At 37.4% G+C, this 23233-nt stretch carries 22 protein-coding genes; 20 read left to right on the plus strand and 2 right to left on the minus strand.

Annotated elements, in window-relative coordinates; all coding sequences use genetic code 11:
- The first annotated feature begins 14 nt into the window (after positions 1-14).
- From EO766_RS07350 to EO766_RS07395, 10 genes are all read left to right on the plus strand, one after another.
- A complete protein-coding gene (locus tag EO766_RS07350; protein WP_287100822.1) occupies positions 15-1349 on the plus strand; it encodes an alpha-L-fucosidase in 1335 nt (444 codons plus the stop codon).
- A gap of 290 nt (positions 1350-1639) precedes the next feature.
- Positions 1640-2107, plus strand: coding sequence for a hypothetical protein (locus EO766_RS07355; RefSeq protein WP_287100823.1), 468 nt, complete (start codon positions 1640-1642; stop codon positions 2105-2107).
- Between the two features lie 161 nt (positions 2108-2268).
- On the plus strand, positions 2269-3348 hold the full coding sequence (locus tag EO766_RS07360; protein WP_287100824.1) for a hypothetical protein: 1080 nt from the start codon (positions 2269-2271) through the stop codon (positions 3346-3348).
- 85 nt (positions 3349-3433) lie between these two features.
- On the plus strand, positions 3434-3907 hold the full coding sequence (locus EO766_RS07365) for a TlpA family protein disulfide reductase (RefSeq protein ID WP_218331965.1): 474 nt from the start codon (positions 3434-3436) through the stop codon (positions 3905-3907).
- A gap of 97 nt (positions 3908-4004) precedes the next feature.
- Positions 4005-4586 carry a Crp/Fnr family transcriptional regulator gene (locus EO766_RS07370; protein ID WP_074421241.1) on the plus strand — a complete coding sequence of 194 codons (582 nt, stop codon included), beginning with the start codon at positions 4005-4007 and terminating at the stop codon, positions 4584-4586.
- 76 nt (positions 4587-4662) lie between these two features.
- The gene (locus tag EO766_RS07375; protein WP_074421240.1) at positions 4663-5163 is read left to right on the plus strand and encodes a 2-dehydropantoate 2-reductase N-terminal domain-containing protein; all 501 of its coding nucleotides are present in this window, start codon (positions 4663-4665) and stop codon (positions 5161-5163) included.
- A gap of 72 nt (positions 5164-5235) precedes the next feature.
- Entirely contained in the window at positions 5236-6345 is a 1110-nt protein-coding gene (locus EO766_RS07380; RefSeq protein ID WP_074421239.1) for an alkene reductase, read from the plus strand.
- 43 nt (positions 6346-6388) lie between these two features.
- Positions 6389-7105 carry a 3-ketoacyl-ACP reductase gene (locus EO766_RS07385; protein WP_074421238.1) on the plus strand — a complete coding sequence of 239 codons (717 nt, stop codon included), beginning with the start codon at positions 6389-6391 and terminating at the stop codon, positions 7103-7105.
- Positions 7106-7122: 17 nt separating this feature from the next.
- Entirely contained in the window at positions 7123-7818 is a 696-nt protein-coding gene (locus tag EO766_RS07390; protein ID WP_074421237.1) for a DsbA family oxidoreductase, read from the plus strand.
- 51 nt (positions 7819-7869) lie between these two features.
- Positions 7870-8709 (plus strand): oxidoreductase, encoded by an 840-nt coding sequence (locus EO766_RS07395; RefSeq protein ID WP_074421243.1) that lies wholly within the window; start codon positions 7870-7872, stop codon positions 8707-8709.
- Between the two features lie 286 nt (positions 8710-8995).
- Here the strand turns inward: EO766_RS07395 and katG are convergent, their stop codons facing one another.
- A complete protein-coding gene (gene katG, locus EO766_RS07400) occupies positions 8996-11239 on the minus strand; it encodes a catalase/peroxidase HPI (protein WP_228733256.1) in 2244 nt (747 codons plus the stop codon).
- Between the two features lie 74 nt (positions 11240-11313).
- On the opposite strand from katG, the gene EO766_RS07405 reads away from it, so the two are divergent.
- From EO766_RS07405 to EO766_RS07445, 9 genes are all read left to right on the plus strand, one after another.
- Positions 11314-11718, plus strand: a complete 405-nt coding sequence (locus EO766_RS07405; protein WP_287100825.1) for a hypothetical protein — start codon at positions 11314-11316, stop codon at positions 11716-11718.
- A gap of 133 nt (positions 11719-11851) precedes the next feature.
- Positions 11852-13897, plus strand: a complete 2046-nt coding sequence (uvrB, locus tag EO766_RS07410; RefSeq protein WP_218331959.1) for an excinuclease ABC subunit UvrB — start codon at positions 11852-11854, stop codon at positions 13895-13897.
- 224 nt (positions 13898-14121) lie between these two features.
- Positions 14122-16083: a histidine kinase dimerization/phosphoacceptor domain -containing protein gene (locus EO766_RS07415; protein WP_074421292.1), complete on the plus strand. Its 1962-nt coding sequence runs from the start codon at positions 14122-14124 to the stop codon at positions 16081-16083.
- On the plus strand, positions 16076-16693 hold the full coding sequence (locus EO766_RS07420; protein WP_287100826.1) for a response regulator: 618 nt from the start codon (positions 16076-16078) through the stop codon (positions 16691-16693). The genes EO766_RS07415 and EO766_RS07420 overlap by 8 nt, the downstream gene beginning before the upstream one ends.
- Positions 16694-17282: 589 nt before the next feature.
- A complete protein-coding gene (locus EO766_RS07425; RefSeq protein WP_287100827.1) occupies positions 17283-17909 on the plus strand; it encodes a response regulator in 627 nt (208 codons plus the stop codon).
- A 194-nt stretch (positions 17910-18103) separates the two neighbouring features.
- Positions 18104-19384 carry a chloride channel protein gene (locus tag EO766_RS07430; protein ID WP_218331261.1) on the plus strand — a complete coding sequence of 427 codons (1281 nt, stop codon included), beginning with the start codon at positions 18104-18106 and terminating at the stop codon, positions 19382-19384.
- 172 nt (positions 19385-19556) lie between these two features.
- A complete protein-coding gene (locus EO766_RS07435; RefSeq protein ID WP_218331260.1) occupies positions 19557-20297 on the plus strand; it encodes a ParA family protein in 741 nt (246 codons plus the stop codon).
- 15 nt (positions 20298-20312) lie between these two features.
- The gene (locus tag EO766_RS07440; RefSeq protein WP_287100828.1) at positions 20313-21044 is read left to right on the plus strand and encodes an esterase family protein; all 732 of its coding nucleotides are present in this window, start codon (positions 20313-20315) and stop codon (positions 21042-21044) included.
- Between the two features lie 102 nt (positions 21045-21146).
- Entirely contained in the window at positions 21147-21935 is a 789-nt protein-coding gene (locus tag EO766_RS07445) for a peptidase associated/transthyretin-like domain-containing protein (RefSeq protein ID WP_167517125.1), read from the plus strand.
- A gap of 58 nt (positions 21936-21993) precedes the next feature.
- Here EO766_RS07445 and EO766_RS07450 read toward each other — a convergent pair whose 3' ends face one another.
- Positions 21994-22425, minus strand: coding sequence for a MerC domain-containing protein (locus EO766_RS07450; RefSeq protein ID WP_287100829.1), 432 nt, complete (start codon positions 22423-22425; stop codon positions 21994-21996).
- A 126-nt stretch (positions 22426-22551) separates the two neighbouring features.
- On the opposite strand from EO766_RS07450, the gene EO766_RS18420 reads away from it, so the two are divergent.
- Entirely contained in the window at positions 22552-22704 is a 153-nt protein-coding gene (locus tag EO766_RS18420) for a DUF4160 domain-containing protein (protein ID WP_353744831.1), read from the plus strand.
- The last annotated feature ends 529 nt before the right edge of the window (positions 22705-23233 follow it).

A 23233-nucleotide genomic window follows, 5' to 3' on the forward strand; every position in this document is an offset into this window, starting at 1 on the left:
TTAAAAATTTGTATATGTATAAACAAACATTGTTTTGGATTGCCCTGTTTTGTTGCGGGTTTACCATGGCGCAAACTACCGGAAACTATACACCCACACCCCAAAATCTGAAAGCCCGGCAATGGTTTCAAGAGGCAAAATTCGGTTTGTTTATTCATTGGGGCCCATTTAGTATCCCAGGCAATGGGGAATGGGTGATGAATAACCGCAACATTACCGTAAAAAATTATACCCGTTTAATGGATTTCTTTAATCCCATTGCGTTTGATGCCAATGCCTGGGTGAAGATGGCAAAAAAGGCAGGTATGCAATACATTACCCTTATTACCCGCCACCACGATGGTTTTAGCATGTGGAATACCCGGCAATCTGATTTTAACATCATGAACACGCCCTACCATCAGGATATTGTGAAAATGATGGCCGATGCCTGCCATGAACAAGGTATGCCCTTGTTTTTTTATTATTCGTTATTAGACTGGAGAAGAGATGATTATTCCTGGAGCACCGGCCGCACGGGCAAAGGCACCGGAAGAACCAAACAGGAAGATTGGAACCATTATATTCAATTCATGAAAAACCAGTTAACCGAATTATTAACCCAATATGGCCCGGTAGCCGGTATTTGGTTTGACGGGTATTGGGATCAGTTAAAAAATGATACGAATAAAAACCAACGGCCTGCCGTTGACTGGCATTTGAATGAAATTTACTGCCTCATTCATACCTTACAACCGGCCTGTTTAATTGGTAATAACCACCACATGCAACCCCTGCCCGGCGAAGATTTTCAGATGTTTGAGAAAGATTTGCCCGGTGGTAATACCAGTGGTTTTGGCGGTGCGTCCGTATCGCATTTGCCATTAGAAACCTGCGAAACCATTAATGATTCATGGGGCTTTAATTTGGCCGATACCAATTATAAATCAACCGCTCAGTTAGTGCATTATCTGGTGAGGGCAGCAGGTTTTGGAGCTAATTTTTTATTGAATATTGGCCCTATGCCTAATGGAGCAGTACAACCTGAATTTCAGGAGCGGTTGGCCTATATGGGCCAATGGCTGCAAACATACGGCAGTAGTATTTATGGTACACAGGGAGGGTATTTGCGTCCGCAAAACTGGGGTGCCATTACCCAAACCAATGGTAAGTTATTTGTGCATATACTAAGTGATAGTGTAACCACATTGCAGCTTCCACAATTCCCTTTTAACAAAATAAAGAAAGTGTATGCTTTAAAATCCGGGCAGCCGGTACTGGCACAGTTGCAAAATAATGTTTTGTTATTAACTGATATTCAGCAACAGCAAGATGAGCCTGATAGGGTATTTGTAGTGGAAGGGGAGTAGGATTAAGCGGCTAAATCTTATATGAATGCTACTTACTTGTTGCAAAATTTATAATTTAAAAAAACTTAAAAGTATTCAAGAACAAGCAAATTCTTAACTCTTTAATCTTAATTCAAATTCAAAAACAGCTAATAAAATTATTAGCTGTTTTTATAAACAAGAAAAATTCATTACTTTGTATTTTCATGCTTAGGAAAATTGCTGCCATACTGCTACTATTCCTATTTTGGTTTAACCTGATAGGATATCGGGTTCTGTTTCAATATATGGAATGGCGATCAAATATTTCCATGGAAAATAAATTAAATAAAGTTAATTATAATGAAGTAGACTTAGTAACTTTTAAAATTTCAACAACATTACCTCCTTATGTAGAAAAAACAAATACCTTTCAAAGTATTCAAGGAAAGGTTATGGTGAAAGGGATACAATATAATTATGTAAAAATGCGATTTTATCATGATACTTTGGAAGTAAAATGTTTGCCCAATGAACAAATGGTGAAAGTGCTGAATGCAAAAGAAGAATTCGCAAACCTTGCTAATGATTTGGTTTTTCAGTCTAATGAAAAAACAACTCATTCAACTTCCACAAAAAATTTCTCAGTTAAAAAAGGTGTAGGTGATTACGACAATTATTCGACGAACTTTAAAATAGATCTGTTCCATAGAATATTATTTCATTACTCTTATGAGATAAATGAAAAAATTATCTGCCCAAATATTCGAGTTCCTGATGAGCCTCCACAAATAGCTTAACTTTTATTTCTTTTACTTTTAATTATTTTTTTGGCAATATATTTTATTGTCCAAATTGTAAACATTTTTGAATTTTTTGAAAGTAAAAATCTAAAATCATTGCTGAATAATCGGCATATGATACTTGTATTTATTATTCTATCAAATATAAATCTTCTAAAATGAAATTTATTATATATTTATTGCTGTTTGTTAATTTTTTTAATTTTACGAATCAGTTAAATGCACAAGGTTGTGTAGCTATTCGGAGTTCTGGAAGTTATACAATAAGCCATGATGATGCAGATACACTTTCCAATTGGGACATGATTGTAAATAATCGTTATTTTAAATCTTATAAACACTTTATAGGCACGGATCAGCAAAAACAACGTGTTGAAAATGGAACTAATGTTATTAATCATCAATATACAATGGATGTGGCAATTGTTCGAAATATTGATAGAAGGTGGTCATTTATGTTAGATATACCATTAGAAGCTAATTCAAGATCATCTTTATATGAACACGATAAAATTCATCGATATGTTACCCATTCATTTGGGGTTGGCGATATTCGTTTTGCTGTTTACCGTTGGTTATTCAATCCTGATAAATTTAGTAAAGGAAATTTACAAGCAGGACTTGGGCTAAAACTGCCAACCGGAGATTATAGATTCCAGGATTATTTTCATACTTCAGACTCAACAAAAGTATTAGGTCCTGTTGATCAATCAATTCAATTAGGGGATGGCGGAACCGGGATTACATTAGAAATTAATGGGTATTATAATTTTAATAGTAAGTGGAGCCTTTATGGCAATTTTTATTATTTATCTAATCCAAGAGATCAAAATGGTGTATCAACTGCAAGAGGAGGGCTGCCTCCTGCAATGAGTGTAAAAGTTGGGAGTGATGTGATGAGTGTGCCTGATCAATATATGGTTAGAGGTGGACTTAATTATATGACACATCAATTTTCTGCATCATTAGGATTAAGAGACGAATGTTTACCTGTTCATGATTTAATTGGTGGAAGTGATGGTTTTAGAAGACCCGGGTTTATTATTTCTGCTGAACCAGGATTTACTTATCGATTACATAAAGTTTCATTATATGCTTACATTCCTATTGCGCTTATTCGCGATAGGACGCAAAGTGTACCCGATAAAAACCAAACAATGATAACAGGGATTTATACACATGGTGATGCAGCTTTTTCAGATTATGCATTAGATATTGGCATGAATGTTCACTTCTAAGAAAATATAAACTATTATGCAGCTAAAAGGAGTTTGAAATTTTAATAGCACCTCCTTCTTTTAGCTGTTTTTAAAAATTATACACATGAAAAATTATATATTCCTATTTTATTTTTTAGCCTATACCCATTCGTTGCATGCACAACTACCTACTATTGGTAATAAAGTAACAGAAATAAAACTTCCTGACATAAACGGAAAAAAAATAAAATTAACTTCAATAAAAGCTAAATTCATTCTAATAGATTTTTGGGCTAGTTGGTGTGGACCCTGTCGAAAAAGTATACGAGATTTACAAAAGCTTTATCAAAAATATCATTCCTTGGGTTTAGAAATTTATGGTATTTCATTAGATACTAACAAGAATGATTGGGTGCAGGCCTTGAATGAAGATCAACCACATTGGATAGAAGTGAATGACTGGAATAATAAAATAGCTATTTCCTGGCAGGTAAAGTATATTCCAGATACTTTCTTAGTTGATCAAGAAGGGAGGATAATTGCACATAATTTAAATAAAGATCAATTATATGAATTTTTAAAAAATAAATTATTGTAATTAATCATTTATTTTTAGCGTTATAATATATAAACATTGCTTATTTCTCTTGTGTAATTATATGAATTACCCTTATTTTCTTTGTATTTTTGTATAGATGTTCGATGTTTTATTGGCGCATATTCAGGAAAAAGTAACCCTTTCGGCAACTGATGTTGCGGTATTAAAATCTTTTTTCATTCCCAAAAAACTGCGTAAACGGCAGTATTTATTACAGGAAGGGGATGTATGTAAATACCTGTTATTTGTAGAGAAGGGATTATTGCGGATGTACCATGTAGATGAAAAAGGTACGGAACACATGATACAATTTGCATGGGAAGGCTGGTGGATGGCCGATACGTACAGCTTTTTATCGGGAGATGTTTCTGAATACAATATTGATGCCATTGAAGATGCTGAATTATTGATGATTACGCTCGATAATTTTGAAGCATTGTTATTGCAAGTACCGGTAATGGAACGCTATTTCCGCATACTTTTTCAAAACAACATTATTTCTAAAGAAAAAAGATTGGTCAATACCATCAGCTATTCTGCCGAAGAAAAATATACCCGGCTGGCAGCTGCCAATCCGCAGTTGCTGCAACGTATTCCCCAAAATCTCATTGCTTCTTATCTGGGCATAACACCCGAAACCCTGAGCCGTATCCGTAAAAAATTAATGAAATCTAAATAAACGGCTTGATCTACATCAAGTGTTTTTCTTGTTCTGGCGCAAGTGCCTCCATAAAACAATGCTGTAGCTTTGCAGCATGAAGACAAAGGGCTATAACAATACCGTAGCCGTTATTGGTGTAAATAGCAAAGCGGGTACAATGATTGCAAAATCAATTTGCAAACAATACAGGCTATTATTAATGGATAATGACCAACTGCAAACAGCAACATTATTCCATGAAATTCAGGAAATCAATCAACAGTTGCATACTGCAGAAATACTTACCTGTAGTAAGGAGGCATCTTGGGAGGCCGATGTAATAATTATTACCGTGCCTTTGGCCGAACAGGAATATGTTGCCCAAAAAATTGCCGAAGTATCTACCTGTAAAACCGTGCTGCAAATAAAAAACGGCGAGGGACAAAATGCGCCCATACAATTGTTGCTGCCACATTCAAAAGTAGTATCAGTAAGTATTGTTGCAGCAACAGCCATCATTGATGGGCAAGATGAGGCAGCTATACAATTGGCAAGCCATTTAATGGCATTAACCGGACTGCATGTTGTGGTACAATCTGCAGCAGATGAAGCATAGCAGTTAATACCCATACATTTTTATATAACACAATATCAATCATTCAACAAACAAAAAGTAAACCATTTAACAATGAAACAAGACATTTTATTTACACCGTACAATTTAGCAGGACTTAGTTTAAACAACAGAATAGTAATGGCACCAATGACGCGGAGCAGAGCCGATAATGCCGAAAATGCGCCCACCGCATTAATTGCCGAGTATTATGCACAAAGGGCAAGCGCCGGTTTACTGATTACTGAAGGGGCACCCGTTAATAAAAAGGGTGTGGGTTATATCAATGTACCCGGTATTTATAGTGCAGCGCAGGTGGAGGGTTGGAAACTGGTAACCAAAGCAGTACACCAAGAAGGTGGAAAAATATTTGTGCAGCTTTGGCATGTGGGCCGTATATCGCACCCGGATTTTCATAATGGCGAGTTGCCACATGCGCCTTCTGCTATTAATCCCAATGAGAAATCATATACCGTTAACGGATTTGTGGATACTGTTGTTCCAAAAGAAATGACTTTGGCAGACATTCAGCAAACCATTCAGGATTTTAAACAAGCCGCTGCTAATGCAGTAGCAGCAGGTTTTGATGGAGTGGAAATTCATGGTGCCAATGGTTATTTGTTGCACCAGTTTTTTAATAGCACTGCTAACCATCGTACCGATGCTTATGGCGGCAGCATTGAAAACCATGCCCGTATTTTGTTTGATATACTGGAAGCTATGAAAGAGGTAATTGATATACAACGTGTAGGTATCAGACTAAGCCCTTCCTTAAACGGATTGTTTGGAATTACCATGGATGAAAACACCATACCTACTTTTGAATACATTGTAAAAAAATTAAACAACTATCCATTGGCATACCTGCATTTAACCGAGCCTTTTGCACCGGTTGATCATTTGCCTTTTGCCGTAACACAGGTAGCCAAACATTTCAGACCTTTGTATCAAGGCACATTGATGATTAATAAAGGATTTAATAAGGCAAGTGCGAATGCGGTACTGGATGCAGGTGATGCCGATTTGGTATCATTTGGTGTACCTTTCCTGGCTAACCCTGATTTGGTAGAAAGGTTTCAACAAGATGCACCTTTGAATGCACCCGATCAAAGCACTTTTTATACACCCGGCACAAAAGGATATACCGATTATCCGTTTTTGCAAACATCTGAATTATTATCATAATATTTTTTTATAAGTATTATCATCATTTAAATTTATTTAGACTATGGAATCTTTAAAAGGGAAAACAGCACTGATAACCGGTGCAGGTAAAGGCATCGGCAAGGCACTAGCGTTAGCCTTAGCACAAGAGGGTGTGCATGTTGGCCTGATGGCCAGAACAGAAAAAGACATACAACAGGTAGCCGATGAATTAAACGCATTGGGTGTAAATACCGCTATCGCCACTGCCGATGTAAGTAACCGCGTTGCCGTGGAAAATGCTGTAGCGCAAATACATACGGCATTAGGGCCTATTGATATTTTAATTAACAATGCAGGTACCGGAAAATTCGGCAAGTTTTTAGAACTGGTACCTGAGGAATGGGAGCAACAAATAAAAGTAAATTTATTTGGGGTATATTATGTAACCCGTGCCGTTTTGCCTGAAATGATAGAACGCCAAACAGGCGATATTGTAAATGTATCTTCCACTGCAGGTTTAAAAGGTTCGGCGCTTACCAGTGCCTATAGCGCTTCTAAATTTGGGGTAATGGGGTTAACCGAATCGTTGATGCAGGAAGTTCGCAAACACAATATTCGCGTTACGGCAATGGCACCCAGTACGGTGGTTACAGAACTGGCCATAAAATCCAACCTCATTAATAACAATGAAGAAAAACTGATGCATCCGGAAGATTTTGCCGAATTGGCGATAGCACAATTAAAATTAAACAGGAGGGTGTTTGTAAAAGATGCTTCCATCTGGTCAACCAACCCATAAAGCTAAAACAGAAAGCCATGCAAGTAGAAATTTGGAGTGATGTGGTTTGCCCGTTTTGTTATATCGGCAAACGAAAATTTGAAAAAGCATTCGCATCATTTGATGGGAAAGATACAGTTGAAATCATCTGGCGCAGTTTTCAGTTAGATGCCGATTTTAAACCTACAGCAGGTACTTCGGTTCATGAATATTTGGCTAACAGAAAGGGCGTGCCGTTAGAAAAAGGAAAGGAGATGAATAATTATATGCAAGACCTGGCAAAAGCCGTTGGATTGGATTTTCAATTCGATAAAGCGATTGTAAATAATACATTCAATGCGCATCGCCTGTTGCATTTAGCAAAAGAGTATGGTGTGCAGAGCAAGGTAAAAGAATTATTGCTGGCTGCTTATTTTACGGAGGGAAAGGATATAGGCAATGCAATTGTTCTGGCCGATATTGGTGAAAAAGCAGGGATAACAAAAGCAACCGTACTGGCCATGTTACAATCAGATGCACTGGTGGATGCTGTTAGGGCCGATCAGTATACAGCACAGCAAATCGGTGTGCAGGGTGTGCCCTTTTTTGTGTTCAATCAAAAGTATGCCGTATCTGGTGCGCAGGAACCGGCCACTTTTCTGAAAGTATTTAAAAAAGTTCAGGAAGAAGAGCAGCCTGTTGCAACAAATGAAACCACGGGCAGATTTTGTACTACCGATGGGGTTTGTTTATAAATGCATCACTGCATACAACAACAATTTATTCACACATACAATGAAAAAATAATGGAAAAAGTTTGGTTGATTACCGGTTGTTCTACCGGCTTTGGTCGCTCATTGGCGCAGGAAGTACTGGCAAAAGGTTACCGGGCAGTGATTACTGCACGCAAAACAGCCGATATTGAAGATTTGGTAAGTAAGCATCCGGGAACGGCCATTGCATTGCCATTGGATGTAACGAAACAGGAAGAGATTATGCGTACAGTTACAACAGCCATCCATCAATTCGGACAAATAGATGTATTGGTGAACAATGCCGGCATTGGCTATTTTGCTGCGATAGAAGAAAGCGAGGAAGCTGAAGTAAGAAAGATGTTTGAAATTAACATATTTGGATTGGCGAAGGTAACGCAGGCTGTATTACCGTATATGCGGAAACGCCGAAGCGGTCATATTTTAAATATTGCATCCATAGGAGGCTTGCGTTCTTTTCCGGGTGTTGGTTTTTATAATGCTACCAAATATGCAGTAGATGGTTTAAGTGAAGCTTTGTATAAAGAAGTAGCGCCATTGGGCATACATGTAACCATTATTGCGCCAAGTGGTTTTAGAACCGATTGGGCCGGCCGATCAGCCAAAAACACATCTATTCAAATAGAAGATTATGCAGGAACTGCCTGGAAGAATATGGGCGATATCAGGGGTTATAGTGGCCATCAGCCCGGCGATCCTGTACGGGCAGCCAAAGCCATGATACAGGTTACGGAAGCGGAACATCCACCCTTGCGCCTGTTATTAGGTGCTGCCGCATTACGCGGCGCAAGAGCTAAGTTAGCAGAGTTACAACATGATTTTGATACTTGGGCATCGGTAACTGAAGGAGCCGATTTCCCGAAAGAAGCATAGTGGATGGTGAAAATGATGAAACTCCTCCGAATGTTTGCACAACTTTACAAACCCCAGAGCTTTTGTCTATAACATGAATATAGGTGCGATTATTTTTAGCCCCAACTCTTCGAATAAACATAAATCAAAAGTAATCACTCAAATTAACACCCAAAACAAGCATTTTTGGCAACCTAAATCACTGATTATTAATTATATGTGTTTTGTTTAATACAAAGTGCGGAAGTCAGGAAAAAGGTAGCCTTTTTCAGACTACCTTTTTAAACTATCTATCATGGTTTTGTAATCAGGCCAAATCAAAACGGTCAAGGTTCATCACCTTATTCCAGGCTGCTACAAAATCATGCACAAACTTTTCTTTTCCATCATCACATCCATACACTTCAGCAATAGCTCTGAGTTCTGAGTTTGATCCAAAAATGAGATCTACACGGGTTGCAGTAAACTTCACCTCCCCTGTTTTTCTGTCACGAACTTCAAAAAATTCTCTAGCATCAGAAGTTGGCTTCCACATATTGCGCATATCCAGCAAATGAAGGAAGAAATCATTGGTTAATGTTTCGGGTCTGTTGGTAAATACCCCATGTTTTGAATGATCGTAATTCGTATTCAGAACACGCATTCCACCAACCAACACCGTCATTTCAGGAGCAGTAAGTGTAAGCAATTGTGCCTTATCAATCAACATTTCTTCTACCGATGCAGCATAGGCAGCGTTTGCTTTTTTATAATTGCGAAATCCATCAGCAACAGGCTCTAATACTGCAAATGATTCCACATCGGTGTGCGCTTGTGCAGCATCATTACGTCCGGGTGTAAAAGGAACAGTGATTGTAAATCCGGCATCTTTTGCTGCTTTCTCCACAGCAGCACATCCACCCAAAACAATCAAATCTGCCAGTGAAACTTTTTTATTGCCCGATTGTGAAGCATTGAATTTATTTTGAATGCTTTCAAATATATCCAGCACTTTATTCAACTGAGCAGGGTTGTTCACTTCCCAGTATTTCTGTGGCGCCAAACGAATGCGGGCACCATTAGCACCACCACGTTTATCAGAGCCACGGAAAGTGGATGCAGATGCCCAGGCGGTAGATACCAGTTCAGAAACAGACAAGCCGGAATTCAGTATTGTAACCTTGAGTGCAGCAATATCTTTATCGTCTATTAATTGAAATGTAATAGCAGGGATGGGATCTTGCCAGATGAGCACTTCCTTAGGTACCTCAGAGCCGAGATAGCGTGCAATTGGCCCCATATCACGATGTGTTAATTTGAACCAGGCTTTTGCAAAAGCATCTGCAAACTCATCGGGATTTTCATAGAAATGTCTGGATATTTTTTCATACACAGGGTCTAAACGCAATGCCAAATCGGTGGTTAGCATAAATGGAGCGTGGCCTTTTGAGGGGTCCTGTGCATCTGGCACCGTTCCGGCACCTGCATTATTTTTGGGCTTCCATTGATATGCACCGGCCGGACTCTTGGTGAGTTCCCATTCATATCCAAACAACGTTTCAAAAAAATTATTATCCCATTTTGTTGGTGTTTTTGTCCAGGCTCCCTCTAAACCACTGGTAATGGTATCTGTTCCGTTGCCCGTTCCAAAAGTATTCTTCCAGCCTAACCCTTGTTCTTCAATATCTGCACCTGCTGGTTCACGCCCAACATATTTAGAAGGATCAGCCGCACCATGTGTTTTACCGAAAGTATGCCCACCAGCAATCAATGCCACTGTTTCATAATCGTTCATAGCCATACGACCAAACGTTTCGCGAATGTCACGAGCAGCAGCTAACGGATCGGGATTACCGTTAGGACCTTCCGGGTTTACATAAATTAGGCCCATTTGAACGGCTGCCAGCGGATTTTCCAGTTCACGATCGCCGGTGTAACGCTTATCGCCCAACCATTCGGTTTCTGAGCCCCAATAAATGTCTTGCTCAGGCTCCCACACATCTTCTCTGCCGCCACCAAAACCAAAGGTTTTGAAACCCATTGATTCAAGTGCACAGTTACCCGCAAGTACCATCAAATCGGCCCAAGATATTTTTTTACCATATTTCTGTTTAATGGGCCATAACAACCTGCGTGCTTTATCCAGATTGGCATTATCGGGCCAACTGTTCAAAGGTGCGAATCTTTGAGAGCCGGAGCCTGCCCCTCCGCGGCCATCGTGAATACGATATGTGCCGGCACTATGCCAGGCCATGCGAATAAAGAACGGGCCATAATGGCCATAATCGGCCGGCCACCAGTCCTGAGAGGTGGTCATCAGCTCGAAAATATCTTTTTTTACTGCAGCTAAATCGAGTGTTTTAAATTCCTCTGCATACTTATACTTATCACCCATAGGGTTGGAGTGGGAAGAATGCTGGCGGAGAATATTTAGTTTCAACTGGTTAGGCCACCAGTCATGAATACTGGTGCCACCACCCGCACCTTTCTTCAGCATTCCATTGGTAAAGGGACATTTGAATTCACCATTCATTTTGTGTGTTGCTGTTTCGTGATTTGTGATATTTTCCATTTTTAATCGTTTTCAGTGTTTAGAAAAACCAAATTTACAACAATCAGAAAATAATTTTTATTTATAACCTTTATGTGACTATAGACAATATCTATAATCATGCCTGTGTACCAACATTTTTAATGGTATATAAAATTTCATTATTGGCCGACAAAGAAGATCCTATTTATATTGAAGCAGTGAGCCTGTTTAAAAACAACGCTATTTTATATGACGTAAATTTTTCTAAATCAAAAAATGTTGTACAAATTTTTACCCATGATTTTGATTCAATGATTGTACAAACCTACAACTTTATTGCTTTACACATTCCAAACACATTGAATCAAAAACACGGCTATATTACCAGAATTTATCCTGTAGAAAGGTTGTATGAATTAGATAAAGTTCCATTCAGAATTCGAAGAAAAACATTAACCTACACCAGTACAAAAGAATATGAAAACATCCGTTTAAATTTTAAAAAGCTGGAGGATTAATGGTTCAATTCGTTTTATTTCACTTGCTATTACTGCACTATTTTTTTATCCATATTGCTTTTCAAAAAAATTTCATTCTTACATCTACCTGAACAAAAATGCTTTTTCTTAAGGCTTTGCAGTAATTTGCAACATGCCTTTTCAGTTAAATGCACCTTATCAACCCAGCGGCGATCAGCCTGAAGCCATTCAACAATTGGTAAATGGGTTACAAGCCGGCGAAACCTATCAAACCTTACTGGGTGTTACCGGTAGCGGTAAAACATTTACCATTGCCAATGTTATTCATCAAGTGCAACGCCCTACGTTGGTGCTAACGCACAATAAAACACTGGTAGCACAACTGTATGGCGAGTTTAAACAGTTTTTCCCCAATAATGCCGTTGGTTATTTTGTTAGCTACTATGATTACTATCAGCCGGAAGCATATATGCCAGTGAGTGATACTTATATTGAAAAAGATTTAAGCATTAATGAGGAGTTAGACAAACTGCGCCTACAGGCTACCTCACAACTGTTAACCGGCCGGCGAGATATTATTGTGGTGGCGAGCGTTAGCTGTATTTATGGCATGGGAAACCCAACCGATTATGAAAATGGTATTATTCGTATTCAGCAAGGTCAGGTAATTTCTCGTCAAGGCTTTTTACATGCTTTGGTCAATGCATTATACAGCCGTTCGCAGGTTGAATTTAGCAGAGGAACTTTCCGTGTAAAAGGCGATACCGTTGATATCAATTTACCCTACGCCGATTATGGTTACCGGGTTTGTTTTTTTGGCGATGAAATTGAAACCATTGAAAGTCTGGATTTGATTTCCGGAAAAAGAATAGGCACATTGGAAAATGCAGCCATCTTCCCGGCAAATTTATACCTGGCACCAAAAGATATTTTGCAACAGGTAATTTATGAAATTCAGGATGAGATGCGTGAGCAGGTAGAATATTTTAACCGTATTGGTAAGTTTATTGAAGCTCAACGTATTAAAGAGCGGGTGGAGTATGATCTGGAAATGGTTCGTGAACTGGGTTATTGTAATGGTATTGAAAATTATTCTCGTTTTTTTGATCGTCGTCAACCCGGTACCCGTCCGTTTTGCTTATTAGATTATTTCCCTAAAGATTTTTTATGTGTTATTGATGAAAGCCACCAAACCATTCCACAAATAGCAGGCATGTATGGAGGCGACAGAAGCAGGAAACTTGTGTTGGTAGAATATGGTTTTCGTTTACCCAGCGCTTTAGATAACCGCCCATTGAATTTTCATGAATTTGAAAATTTAATTGGACAAACCATTTTTGTAAGTGCTACCCCAGGAGAGTATGAGCTGGAAAAGACGGGCGGTGTAGTAATTGAACAAGTGGTGCGGCCTACAGGTTTATTAGACCCACCCATTGAAGTACGCCCATCTGTTAACCAGATTGATGATTTATTAGATGAAATTGATAAGCGTGTACGCAAAGGCGACCGCGTTTTAGTAACTACCCTTACCAAGCGTATGGCAGAGGAAATGGATAAATACCTGCACCGCATTAACATCAAATCAAAATACATTCACAGTGATGTAGATACATTAGACCGTGTTGAAATACTCCGGCAACTGCGCCTCGGAGAAATTGATGTTTTGGTAGGTGTAAACTTATTACGGGAAGGGCTTGACTTACCGGAAGTTTCTTTGGTAGCGATATTAGATGCAGATAAAGAAGGCTTTTTACGTAACGAAAAATCATTAACACAAACAGCAGGTCGTGCAGCCAGAAATGTAGACGGGCTGGTAATTTTTTATGCAGACAAGATTACCGAAAGCATGCAACGCACCATTGATGAAACCAACCGCAGAAGAGAAAAACAAATTACCTACAATATTGAACACAATATTACCCCCACCACCATAAAAAAATCAATTGCGCAAATTATGCAGCAAACCGCTGTTTTGGATATTAAGAATGAAGAAAATACAGGTACAGATGATGCAGCTCAGTTGAACACATTAGTAGCTGCAGAAGCTGAAGTTACTTATCAAACCATTCCACAAATGGAGAAAGCCATTCAGCAAATCAAAAAACAAATGGAAAAAGCAGCCAGAGATTTAGAGTTTATTGAAGCCGCCCATCTGCGCGATAAAATGTTTGCTTTACAGGAACAATTAGAAACATTAAAAAATGCAAAAACCCAATAGCAGGTAACTTTTGTATTATTTAAAATACGCCTCACCTTTCAAAAAAAATATTTTTTTAACCTTCAAGCGCGGCAGATAAGCTTATTTTAAAATACCAAGGCAACTTTTTTTAAATCGCTATTCAAAAAACTCATCTGGCAGCCCTTCTATTTTTTCTTTTTCCGAATAAAATAGAGTATATTGTTTAGTACAATCACTTGCCTATATACCTTTATTTTTGAAGAATGAAGTCATTTGCTGCTTTTGTACTTTTTACCTTCGCCTTTACCATCCATTCATTTGGCCAGTTGCCCACTTTAGATTCACTGGAAGAAATGGTCTATAATGGTACTACAGACAGTATTAAAATAGAAGGATTGTACAAATTATGCTTTAGCTATCTTTCCATTGACCCGCAAAAAGCTGTTTTATATGGCGAAAAAGCTTTATTACTTTGCAATCAATTGCCCAATGAATTATTACAGGCCAAAGTATTTAATAATCTGGCGCAGGCCTATGATTTACAACATGAATTTTACAAATCGAGATTTTTATTACAAAAAGCTATTTACATTAATTTAAAACACAATGATGAAGCAGGATTGGGCAATGCACAAAATAATATGGCACTTTCTTATTATTTGGAAGGGCGTTTAGACAGTGCATTGTTTTGGCATTTCAGAGCATTGGAAACCCGCAATAAATTAGACAATAAATTACAGGTAGCAGACACTTATAATAACATTGGTATACTGTATAGTCTTACCAAAAGTTATACGAATGCCATTTATTACCTGAATGAAGCTTTACAAATTTATACTGATAGAAAAGATACCGACGATTTGGCCAATATTTACAGTAACATGGCCGATGTATACCAACGCCAAAAAAAATACGATAGTGCCATTTATTTTCTAAACAAATCTATCCGTTTTGCAGAAAAAGCTTCGTCACCCAACCTGTTACACAACGCCTATTTAAACATGGGTTTCTGTTACAATGGGAAAAATCAGTACAACCGTGCCCTGGGTTATTTTAATAAAATTGCTGTTATACCAAATATCAATAAGGATGTAACCGTTTATTCCTATTTGCTGGTAGGTTTAGGCGAAGCTTATTTGGGCAAAAAAGAATATCCCATCGCCATTAATTATGCGGAACAGGGCTTACACCTGCCTTCAGTGGGCGATAACAATAAAATAGAACTCAACTGCTATTTCTACAAAATACTAACCGACGCCTATGAAGCTACTGGCGATTCTGAAAAAGCACTGATTTATTATAAAGCCTACAAAGAAAATGCAGACTCATTAAGAACAGAAGAAAACATACGAAACATCAATGATTTATCTGCAAAATACGAATCCAAACAAAAAGACCAGCAAATTGAAATTTTGAATAAAGACAATGAGCTAAAGAGCCTGGCGTTGAAAGACAAAAAAAATATTATTATTTTTTACAGTATTGGTTTAATTATGCTTACTTTCAGTTTAGGTACCATCTTAATATTGTATCACAACAAAGAAAAACTAAATAATGAGTTGGCCCATAAAAATACCATCATTACACAATCACTGGCTGATAAAGAGGTACTTTTAAAAGAAATACACCATCGTGTAAAAAACAACCTTCAGGTAATTAGCAGCCTGTTAAACCTGCAAAGCAAAACCATACAGGACGAAAAAGCCGTTGCTGCCATTAAAGAAGCCAGAGACCGGGTAAAAGCAATGGCATTGATCCATCAAAATTTATATGTTGAAGGAAATTTTGCTGGCATAAATATGCAGGAATATATTGAAAAGTTAACCACCAATCTGTTTAACTCTTATAAAGTAAATGAAGGGCAAATTCACCTCAACATGCAAATAGACCCGGTTCAGTTAGAAATAGACAACCTGATACCCATTGGGCTTATTTTAAATGAACTTATCAGCAATGCTTTAAAATATGCATTTGAGGGTAGGGATTCCGGACATCTTTGGGTTTCACTCCACACGTGGCAGGATAAATTAATTTTACAGGTAAAAGATGATGGTGTTGGGCTTGCCGATGATTTTCAACACCACCAATTCACTACAATGGGTTATCAGTTAATACATTCATTTATTCAAAAATTGAAAGCAGATTTGTATATTGACGGCACAAAAGGAACCACGGTAACCCTTATCATTCCTTCGTACAAAAAAGCAACTGCTGTATATGAGTGAAATTAAAATATTAATTATTGAAGATGAGCCGCTGATTGCTGCTGATATTGCACAATGCCTAACCAATCTTGATTTTTGTGTATCCGGTATTGCCTATAATACCTCTGATGCCTTACAGGAATTAGAGACCAATTTACCTGATGCTATTTTATTGGATATTAATTTGCATGAAGAAAGAGATGGCATTGATCTGGCCGGAGTAATTAATGCCAAATACAAATTACCCTTTGTATTCCTTACCTCACATGCCGACAGGCTTACTTTGGAACGTGCCATTAAAACCATACCTGCGGGCTATATTGTAAAACCCTTCGATGAAAAAGATGTACTGGTAAATCTGGAAATTGCCCTGCACAACCATGCGCAGCAACACAAAGCCGCCTACCCCATACTTTCACTAAAAGCCATTAACAGGCATTTGGTAAAACCCATGAGTGAACGGGAATTTGAAATTTTAAATGCCATTTATGATGGCAAAACCAACCAGCAAATGGCAGAAGCATTTTATTTATCTGTGAATACCATTAAAACACATATTGCCAATATATATGGCAAACTGGAAGTTACTTCCCGCACTGCAGCCATTGCCAAATTGCGCAACTGGCTGTAGGTAATTGCAATAAAAAACCGCATAAATGTGGTTGAAAAAAACTGCTTTGAAATTATTGCCATTTTATGCCAATAAAATATAGCCGCAGCCTACTTTGCAACTATTTGCCATTTATGGATTATAAAGCTGCTTTATGGCGTCATATTCTTCCAATTCTATTAGAAAAAATCATACTAATGGGTGAAGTGGTGATTGGTTAAAAAACCTCACATTTGCTGTATTGAATTACAGAATGTTTTCTGGGTTAGGGGGTTAAAAACGTTTTGGTTTTTCATAGGATATAGGATTTATGGGCGTCCCTTTCCAGGGATGCCATTTTTTTGATGTACTTTTAATACCACCCTTTGTAATCATTTTAACCTGCGCTTTGTAGTATCAAAAAAAAGTCTATCTTACCAGTTGCATAATCTTTCAGGGTGTTTTTTCATGAAGTAGATATATTTGCAACAAGGTCCATTAAAAAAGCAAAAAACGGATTGGATAAATTCCTATGAAATGAACCATAAAACTTTCTTGCGATTGCATTGCTCAGCAAAGAAAATTTTATGTGTGAATTTTATATTGAAAATTTAGAAAATAAAATATTCACATGAAAATAATTTTAGCCGACGACCACAATGTGTTGAGAAAAGGGTTAATCATGATATTGGAAAAATCTTTCCCTTCTGCAGAAATAGAAGAGGTTTCAGAAGGTACCGATTTAATTAAAAAAGTGAGGAAACAAAAGTGGGATATCATAATTTCTGATATTTCCATGCCTGGGTTATCGGGTATAGATGCCATTAAACAAGTTAAAGATATTAGTCCGCACATACCCATTCTGGTGCTCAGTACCCATGCGCCTGAACAATATGCACTTAGGGCCATACGTGCCGGCGCCTCCGGCTATTTAACCAAAGAAAGCGCCCCCGAAGAATTGGTAACAGCCATTAATACATTATTAAGAGGGAAAAAATACATTACCCCGGAAGTAGCTGAAATATTAGCCGAAGCTTATGGCGATGATTTTGAAAAAGCACCACACGAACAACTCTCAGATCGTGAATTTCAGGTTTTACAGCTCATTATTAAAGGAAAAACAATTTCAGAAATATCTGAGGCCCTATCACTTAGCGTAAATACCATTAGTACATATAAGGCACGTATTCTAAGTAAAATGCATGTTCACAACAATGCAGAACTGATTAAATATGCTATTGAAAATAATTTGTTGTAACCTGCCCTTCAATAATTTCAGCATTGCAATAATTGTTTCTTCATCAATTGCAGTTTGATGTGCAGCCTGTATTTAACCGGATTATTAGCATTTTAACAAATACCTGCATCACTTATATTTAATTTTGCAATCAATTTGGTACATGCACCTTGTTTACCAATCTGTTGAAATGTATTCATTAAATTCTGCACTGCATGCGTTATAATATTATACTCATTCACTATTTAAAATTATTGATTACTACCATAATTGTATCGTTACTTTCTATATTACTGGCCGATTCTTTAAAAATGATTACTGCACACTATGAAACACAAATTTTTAAAACTGCAAGTCATTTTAAGTTCGCTTTCTTCATTTTACCTTCGGTTGGCATTACACTGATTTATTTTTTAAGAAAATACCTTTTTAAAGGCAAACAAAACAAAGGCATTAAAGAAATTTATACTACCATTTCCAATAGAAAAAATGAATTGCCCACCTATAAAATACCCTCGCATTATTTCAATGGTTTTTTAACAGTTATTTTTGGCGGATCTACCGGTGTAGAAGTATCTACCGTGGTGGCAACTGCAGCAGTGGGTGCCACTGCACACAAAAAGGGCAGTATTGCAAATATTTATAAAACCGAGTTAATAACTGCTGGTGTTGCGGCAGGTATCGCCACTTTATTTGGCAGCCCTTTGGCAGGATTTCTGTTTGCGATTGAGGTAATAGCAAGAAAGATTTCAAAAACCATAGTATTGAGTAGTGGTATTGCAGCCGGTGTTTCCTGGCTCATGTTGCAAGCCATGGAAGGAGAAAAGTTATTTAAATTTTCTGTGGCCGGATGGAAAATGGAAGCCATCCCCTATTTTGTTTTACTGAGCATTATTTCCGGCTTTGTGGCGGTGTGTTTTACCAAGTTGGTCATTTTTACCAAGGCACGTTTCGCAAAAATCAACAATAATTTTATCCGTGTGAATGTGGGTGCCATTTTGGTAGGTATTGCCATCCTGTTTTTTCCTCAATTATATGGTGATAGTTATCATGCTTTACCTGCGTTAATCAACAAAGCCAATGAAGCGGCTTTTTCCATCACTTTTGCCTGTATACTTCTGACTATTGTGCTTTTAAAACCGTTGGTCGCCTCTTTAACATTGGGTGCCGGCGGCGATGGTGGTGTATTTGCACCCAGTATTGTAACCGGTGCCGTTCTGGGTATGTTGGTGGCCTTGGTATTGAATCACTATTTTAGTCTACATCTTATTGTCATTAATTTTGCATTGGTAGGTGCTGCTGCTATGCTCAGTGCTGCAATTGATGCACCGCTCACCTCACTGTTTTTAACCTGTGGTTTGGTAGCAGGCGGCTATAGCCTCTTTATCCCCATTCTTTTGGGTAGTTTTATAGCAAAATATGCCGCACAATGGATTTGTGGTTACACTGTATACAGCTATCAATCACCTGCGCAAACACTTAAAAGAGTTGCATAAAATTATATAACCTGATTGGCATCCTCCCATTCTGATTCCCATCTTCAGTATCTTTGGCTAATTTTGTCAGTATAATTTTATCACAAATCATTCTTTCATTTTTCCGGCCATTCTTTTGCAAAAAAAGTGTATAGAATATTTCATGCATTCAAATGTTTTGTATATTTAAGGTATGGTCACATTAGCATTTTACAATCTGAAAGGAGGTGTTGGCAAAACTGCCGCCGCCGTTAATCTGGCTTATTTAGCTGCTAAAGAAGGTAAAAAAACATTGGTATGGGATTTAGACCCCCAGGGTTCTGCCTCCTTTTACCTTGCTGTTACACCCGGCACAAAAAATGAGTCGAAAAAAATTTTATTACAGGAAATGGATATTGCCGATGCGGTAATGCCTTCGGCCTATGAACATTTATCGGTAATACCTGCCGATCTTTCTGCCCGTTATGCAGATGTTTTATTGAATGAAATGAAACAGTTTAAAAAGAAATTTGCGGCGCTCATTAACAGTTTTAAAAAAGAATATGACCTGGTGATGATTGACTGCCCGCCGGGATTATCTATTCTGCATGAAGCTATTTTCTTTACGGCCGACTGGATTTTAATGCCCAATATCCCTACCACTTTATCCATTCGCTCATTTGAAACTGTTTTGCAATATTTTAAAGACAATGATTTAAATATCGAAAAAATAAAATGTTTTTTCAGCATGGTAGACCACCGAAAAAATTTGCATCACGAAACCATGAACGAATTTTATAAAGACAAGCTATTTCTAAAAAATTATATCCCTTATCTTAGTGATATTGAAAAAATGGGCATACATCAGGCTCCTTTAGAAACCTATGCAGCCAACACTTATGCAGCCCAGTGTTTTAGAGATGTTTGGAAAGAAATAAAAAGAAACTGCCTGTAAACTGATAATTCCTGTATGGTAAAAGAAATAACTTCCTGGTATAGTCCGGCATTGCAGGAAGAAATGCCCATTGCCGTTTATGGTTATTTTGGATTTGCGGTTTTATTAATACCCACTGCCGCCGCCGATTTTTTGGAATATGAACGCTTTCAGTTAATTGAAGCCCTTTCACCATTTATTTATGCCGGAAAAATTAAAGTATTCAGTATCAATAGCATGAATAAACAAAGTTGGATGAATAATGAAATGGAACCAGCCCACAAAGCCATTCGCCAAAATCAGTTCAATGAATATGTACACAATGAAGTGGTGCCTTATATTCGGAACCACACCAGTGCCAATACACATATTTTTACCTGTGGTGCCAGTTTTGGTGCCCTGCATGCCATGAATTTATTTTTAAAAAGACCTGATATCATCAATGGAGCCATTAGCATGAGTGGCGTATATGATTTAACAGAATATACAAAAGGTTATTGGGATGAGCAAGTGTATTATAACAGCCCTATTCATTACATACTCAATCTGGCTGATCACTGGTATTTAGATAAAATTAAAGCCAGCCATCATATTCATATTTATTCCGGTGCCGGTACACATGAAGACCCCGAGTCTGGAAAAAGATTCTCGAAAGTTTTATGGGATAAAGGTATTTGGAACGATTTGGAAATATGGGGCCCCGATGTGGTACATGACTGGCCAACCTGGCGCAATATGCTGCCTTATATTATAGAAAATAAATTTTAACGAGGCTGTTTTAAAAAAATCTTCAAATAACATGTTAATTCCTGCTTAAAGCAGCGCTGCTTTATAGATTTGGCTTTAATATTACAGCACCAATTGAACAGTTTGACTAAATATTTTTACTTACTTACCATATTATTTTTTTGTGGAATAGCCGAATTGCATGGCCAGCAACCCGCTAAAGCTTTTCCGATACGTGGTACTGTTTATGATATTTCTGCCAGAAGGCCTATAGAAGCAGTGGCTGTAATTACCTCTTCCGGCAGGGGTACACTTACCGATTCGCTGGGGCATTACAGTATAATGGTCAATCCACATGACTCTATCTGGTTTTCATTACTGAATAAAACCACCATGAAATATCCGGTTGACACCATTTCTAATACAGACGCATTCAATATTCAAATTTTTCTAAACGCATATAATTTGCCCGATGTAAGTGTTCGGAATCGTAATTATCGATTAGATTCAATTCAAAACAGACAGGACTATGCCAAAATTTTTAACTTTAGAAAACCGGGCCTTCGTTTAAGTGATGGACCATCGGGTTATAACCCAGGCAGTGTTACTGTAGGTTTAGATTTAGATGAAATTATTAACCTTTTTCGCCGCAAACGCAATCAAAGTATAGAATCATTACAACGCAGATTAATTCAGCAGGAGCAGGATGCCTATATTGACCATCGTTTCAATAAGGGTTTTGTAAAAAAAATTACCGGGCTTTCTTCTCCGCAATTAGACAGTTTTATGGTTAAATACAGGCCTGATTATGATATATTAAAAATGCTGAACGATCTGGAATTTGGATATTATATTGAACAATGTTACCGCCAATACATGAACCGTTTGGGATTAGACAAATATTATTTTAGAAAAGAAGATACTCCCTTTTAAAGCCTGACAGGGCTCATGCAATTTTAAATGGCTGCTTTATTCAAAAATTCAATGAATTTTATACTGCTTTTTGATGCAAATGATCTGTTGGTACCATTACTTTTGCAGCATCATTGGCACTGGCCGAACGGTAACTGCAGGTTCTATTGTTTAACAAATGCCCATATACAATTAAAATAACCGCCGGTATTAATAAAACAATTTCCCAGTGATGCCATATTTGCTTTGCCAGCAAGAACAGAATGCCTACCGAAAAAATAATGAGCGGCTTTAATTGATGGTGCTTGTATAAATAGCCCCTTAGCAGTGAAAAAGCCCCAATTACAAATGCTAAAAAAATCATGAAGAATTCAAAAGCCCGGTTGTGAATAATTTCTATTCCAAACAGGGGTAAACTGGTTAATACAATGGGTAATAAAGCGCAATGAATGGCGCAGGCTACCGAAGTAACAATGCCCAACATGTCCCAGTTTACCTTTTTGAATTGCATGCTGCAAAGATAATATAATGCAACTTTGTTGCAAAAAAAATATTTCAAAGAAGGATATAAAATCTGGTAAAATCTGTCCAACAAATTCAGTAAACTTGCATAGTTTGCCTACTGTCTTTTACATTTTTGGTTGCAACTTTTTTCTACTCTAACAAGGGGAATGAACCCATTCATATTCATGCAGAAAAAGGTGACATGGAATGTAAATTCTGGTTTTGGGTTGATCAGGTTAAAATAAAAGAAGCTTTCGCACATAATTATGACACCGTCAGCAAATAGAGAAATTAAAAAAAATTATCTACCAGCACTTCGATCTGATTGTAGACACCTGGAACCAATACTTTAAAAATTAGTACCATGATTGCAATGTATACCATACAGGACAAGACATCACGTTCGATGAAACATCAATGATTATAAGTATTGATGGGAAACAACTAAAAATATCGTTGGAAAAAATATCACCTAAATTAAAATCAGCCAACAATCTTCAAAGAAATTTTTATCAGGTATCACCTTCCGGGTATGGTACTCATTGGCCACTTATTGATTTGATGAGGATTTATCAGTTGCATCAATTCTTAAAACATACGGAAACTAATTGCATACTGCTTTACTGTAACCTTTTCATTTGCAGTAATAAATTTTAAGTAATTCTTGAATAATTGAGTAATTTCTTCTCCATTTTGTTCAATTGGGCTGACAATTTTATTACCGTTTGCTTTACAATTATCTTAAATTTTGTAACCAACTAAATTCTTTTTTAAAAACAGCTGAATTGTTAAAGTTTACGAAGAATATACGATCT

This window comes from Hydrotalea sp. AMD (genome assembly GCF_004100315.1).
Lineage (GTDB): Bacteria > Bacteroidota > Bacteroidia > Chitinophagales > Chitinophagaceae > Hydrotalea > Hydrotalea flava.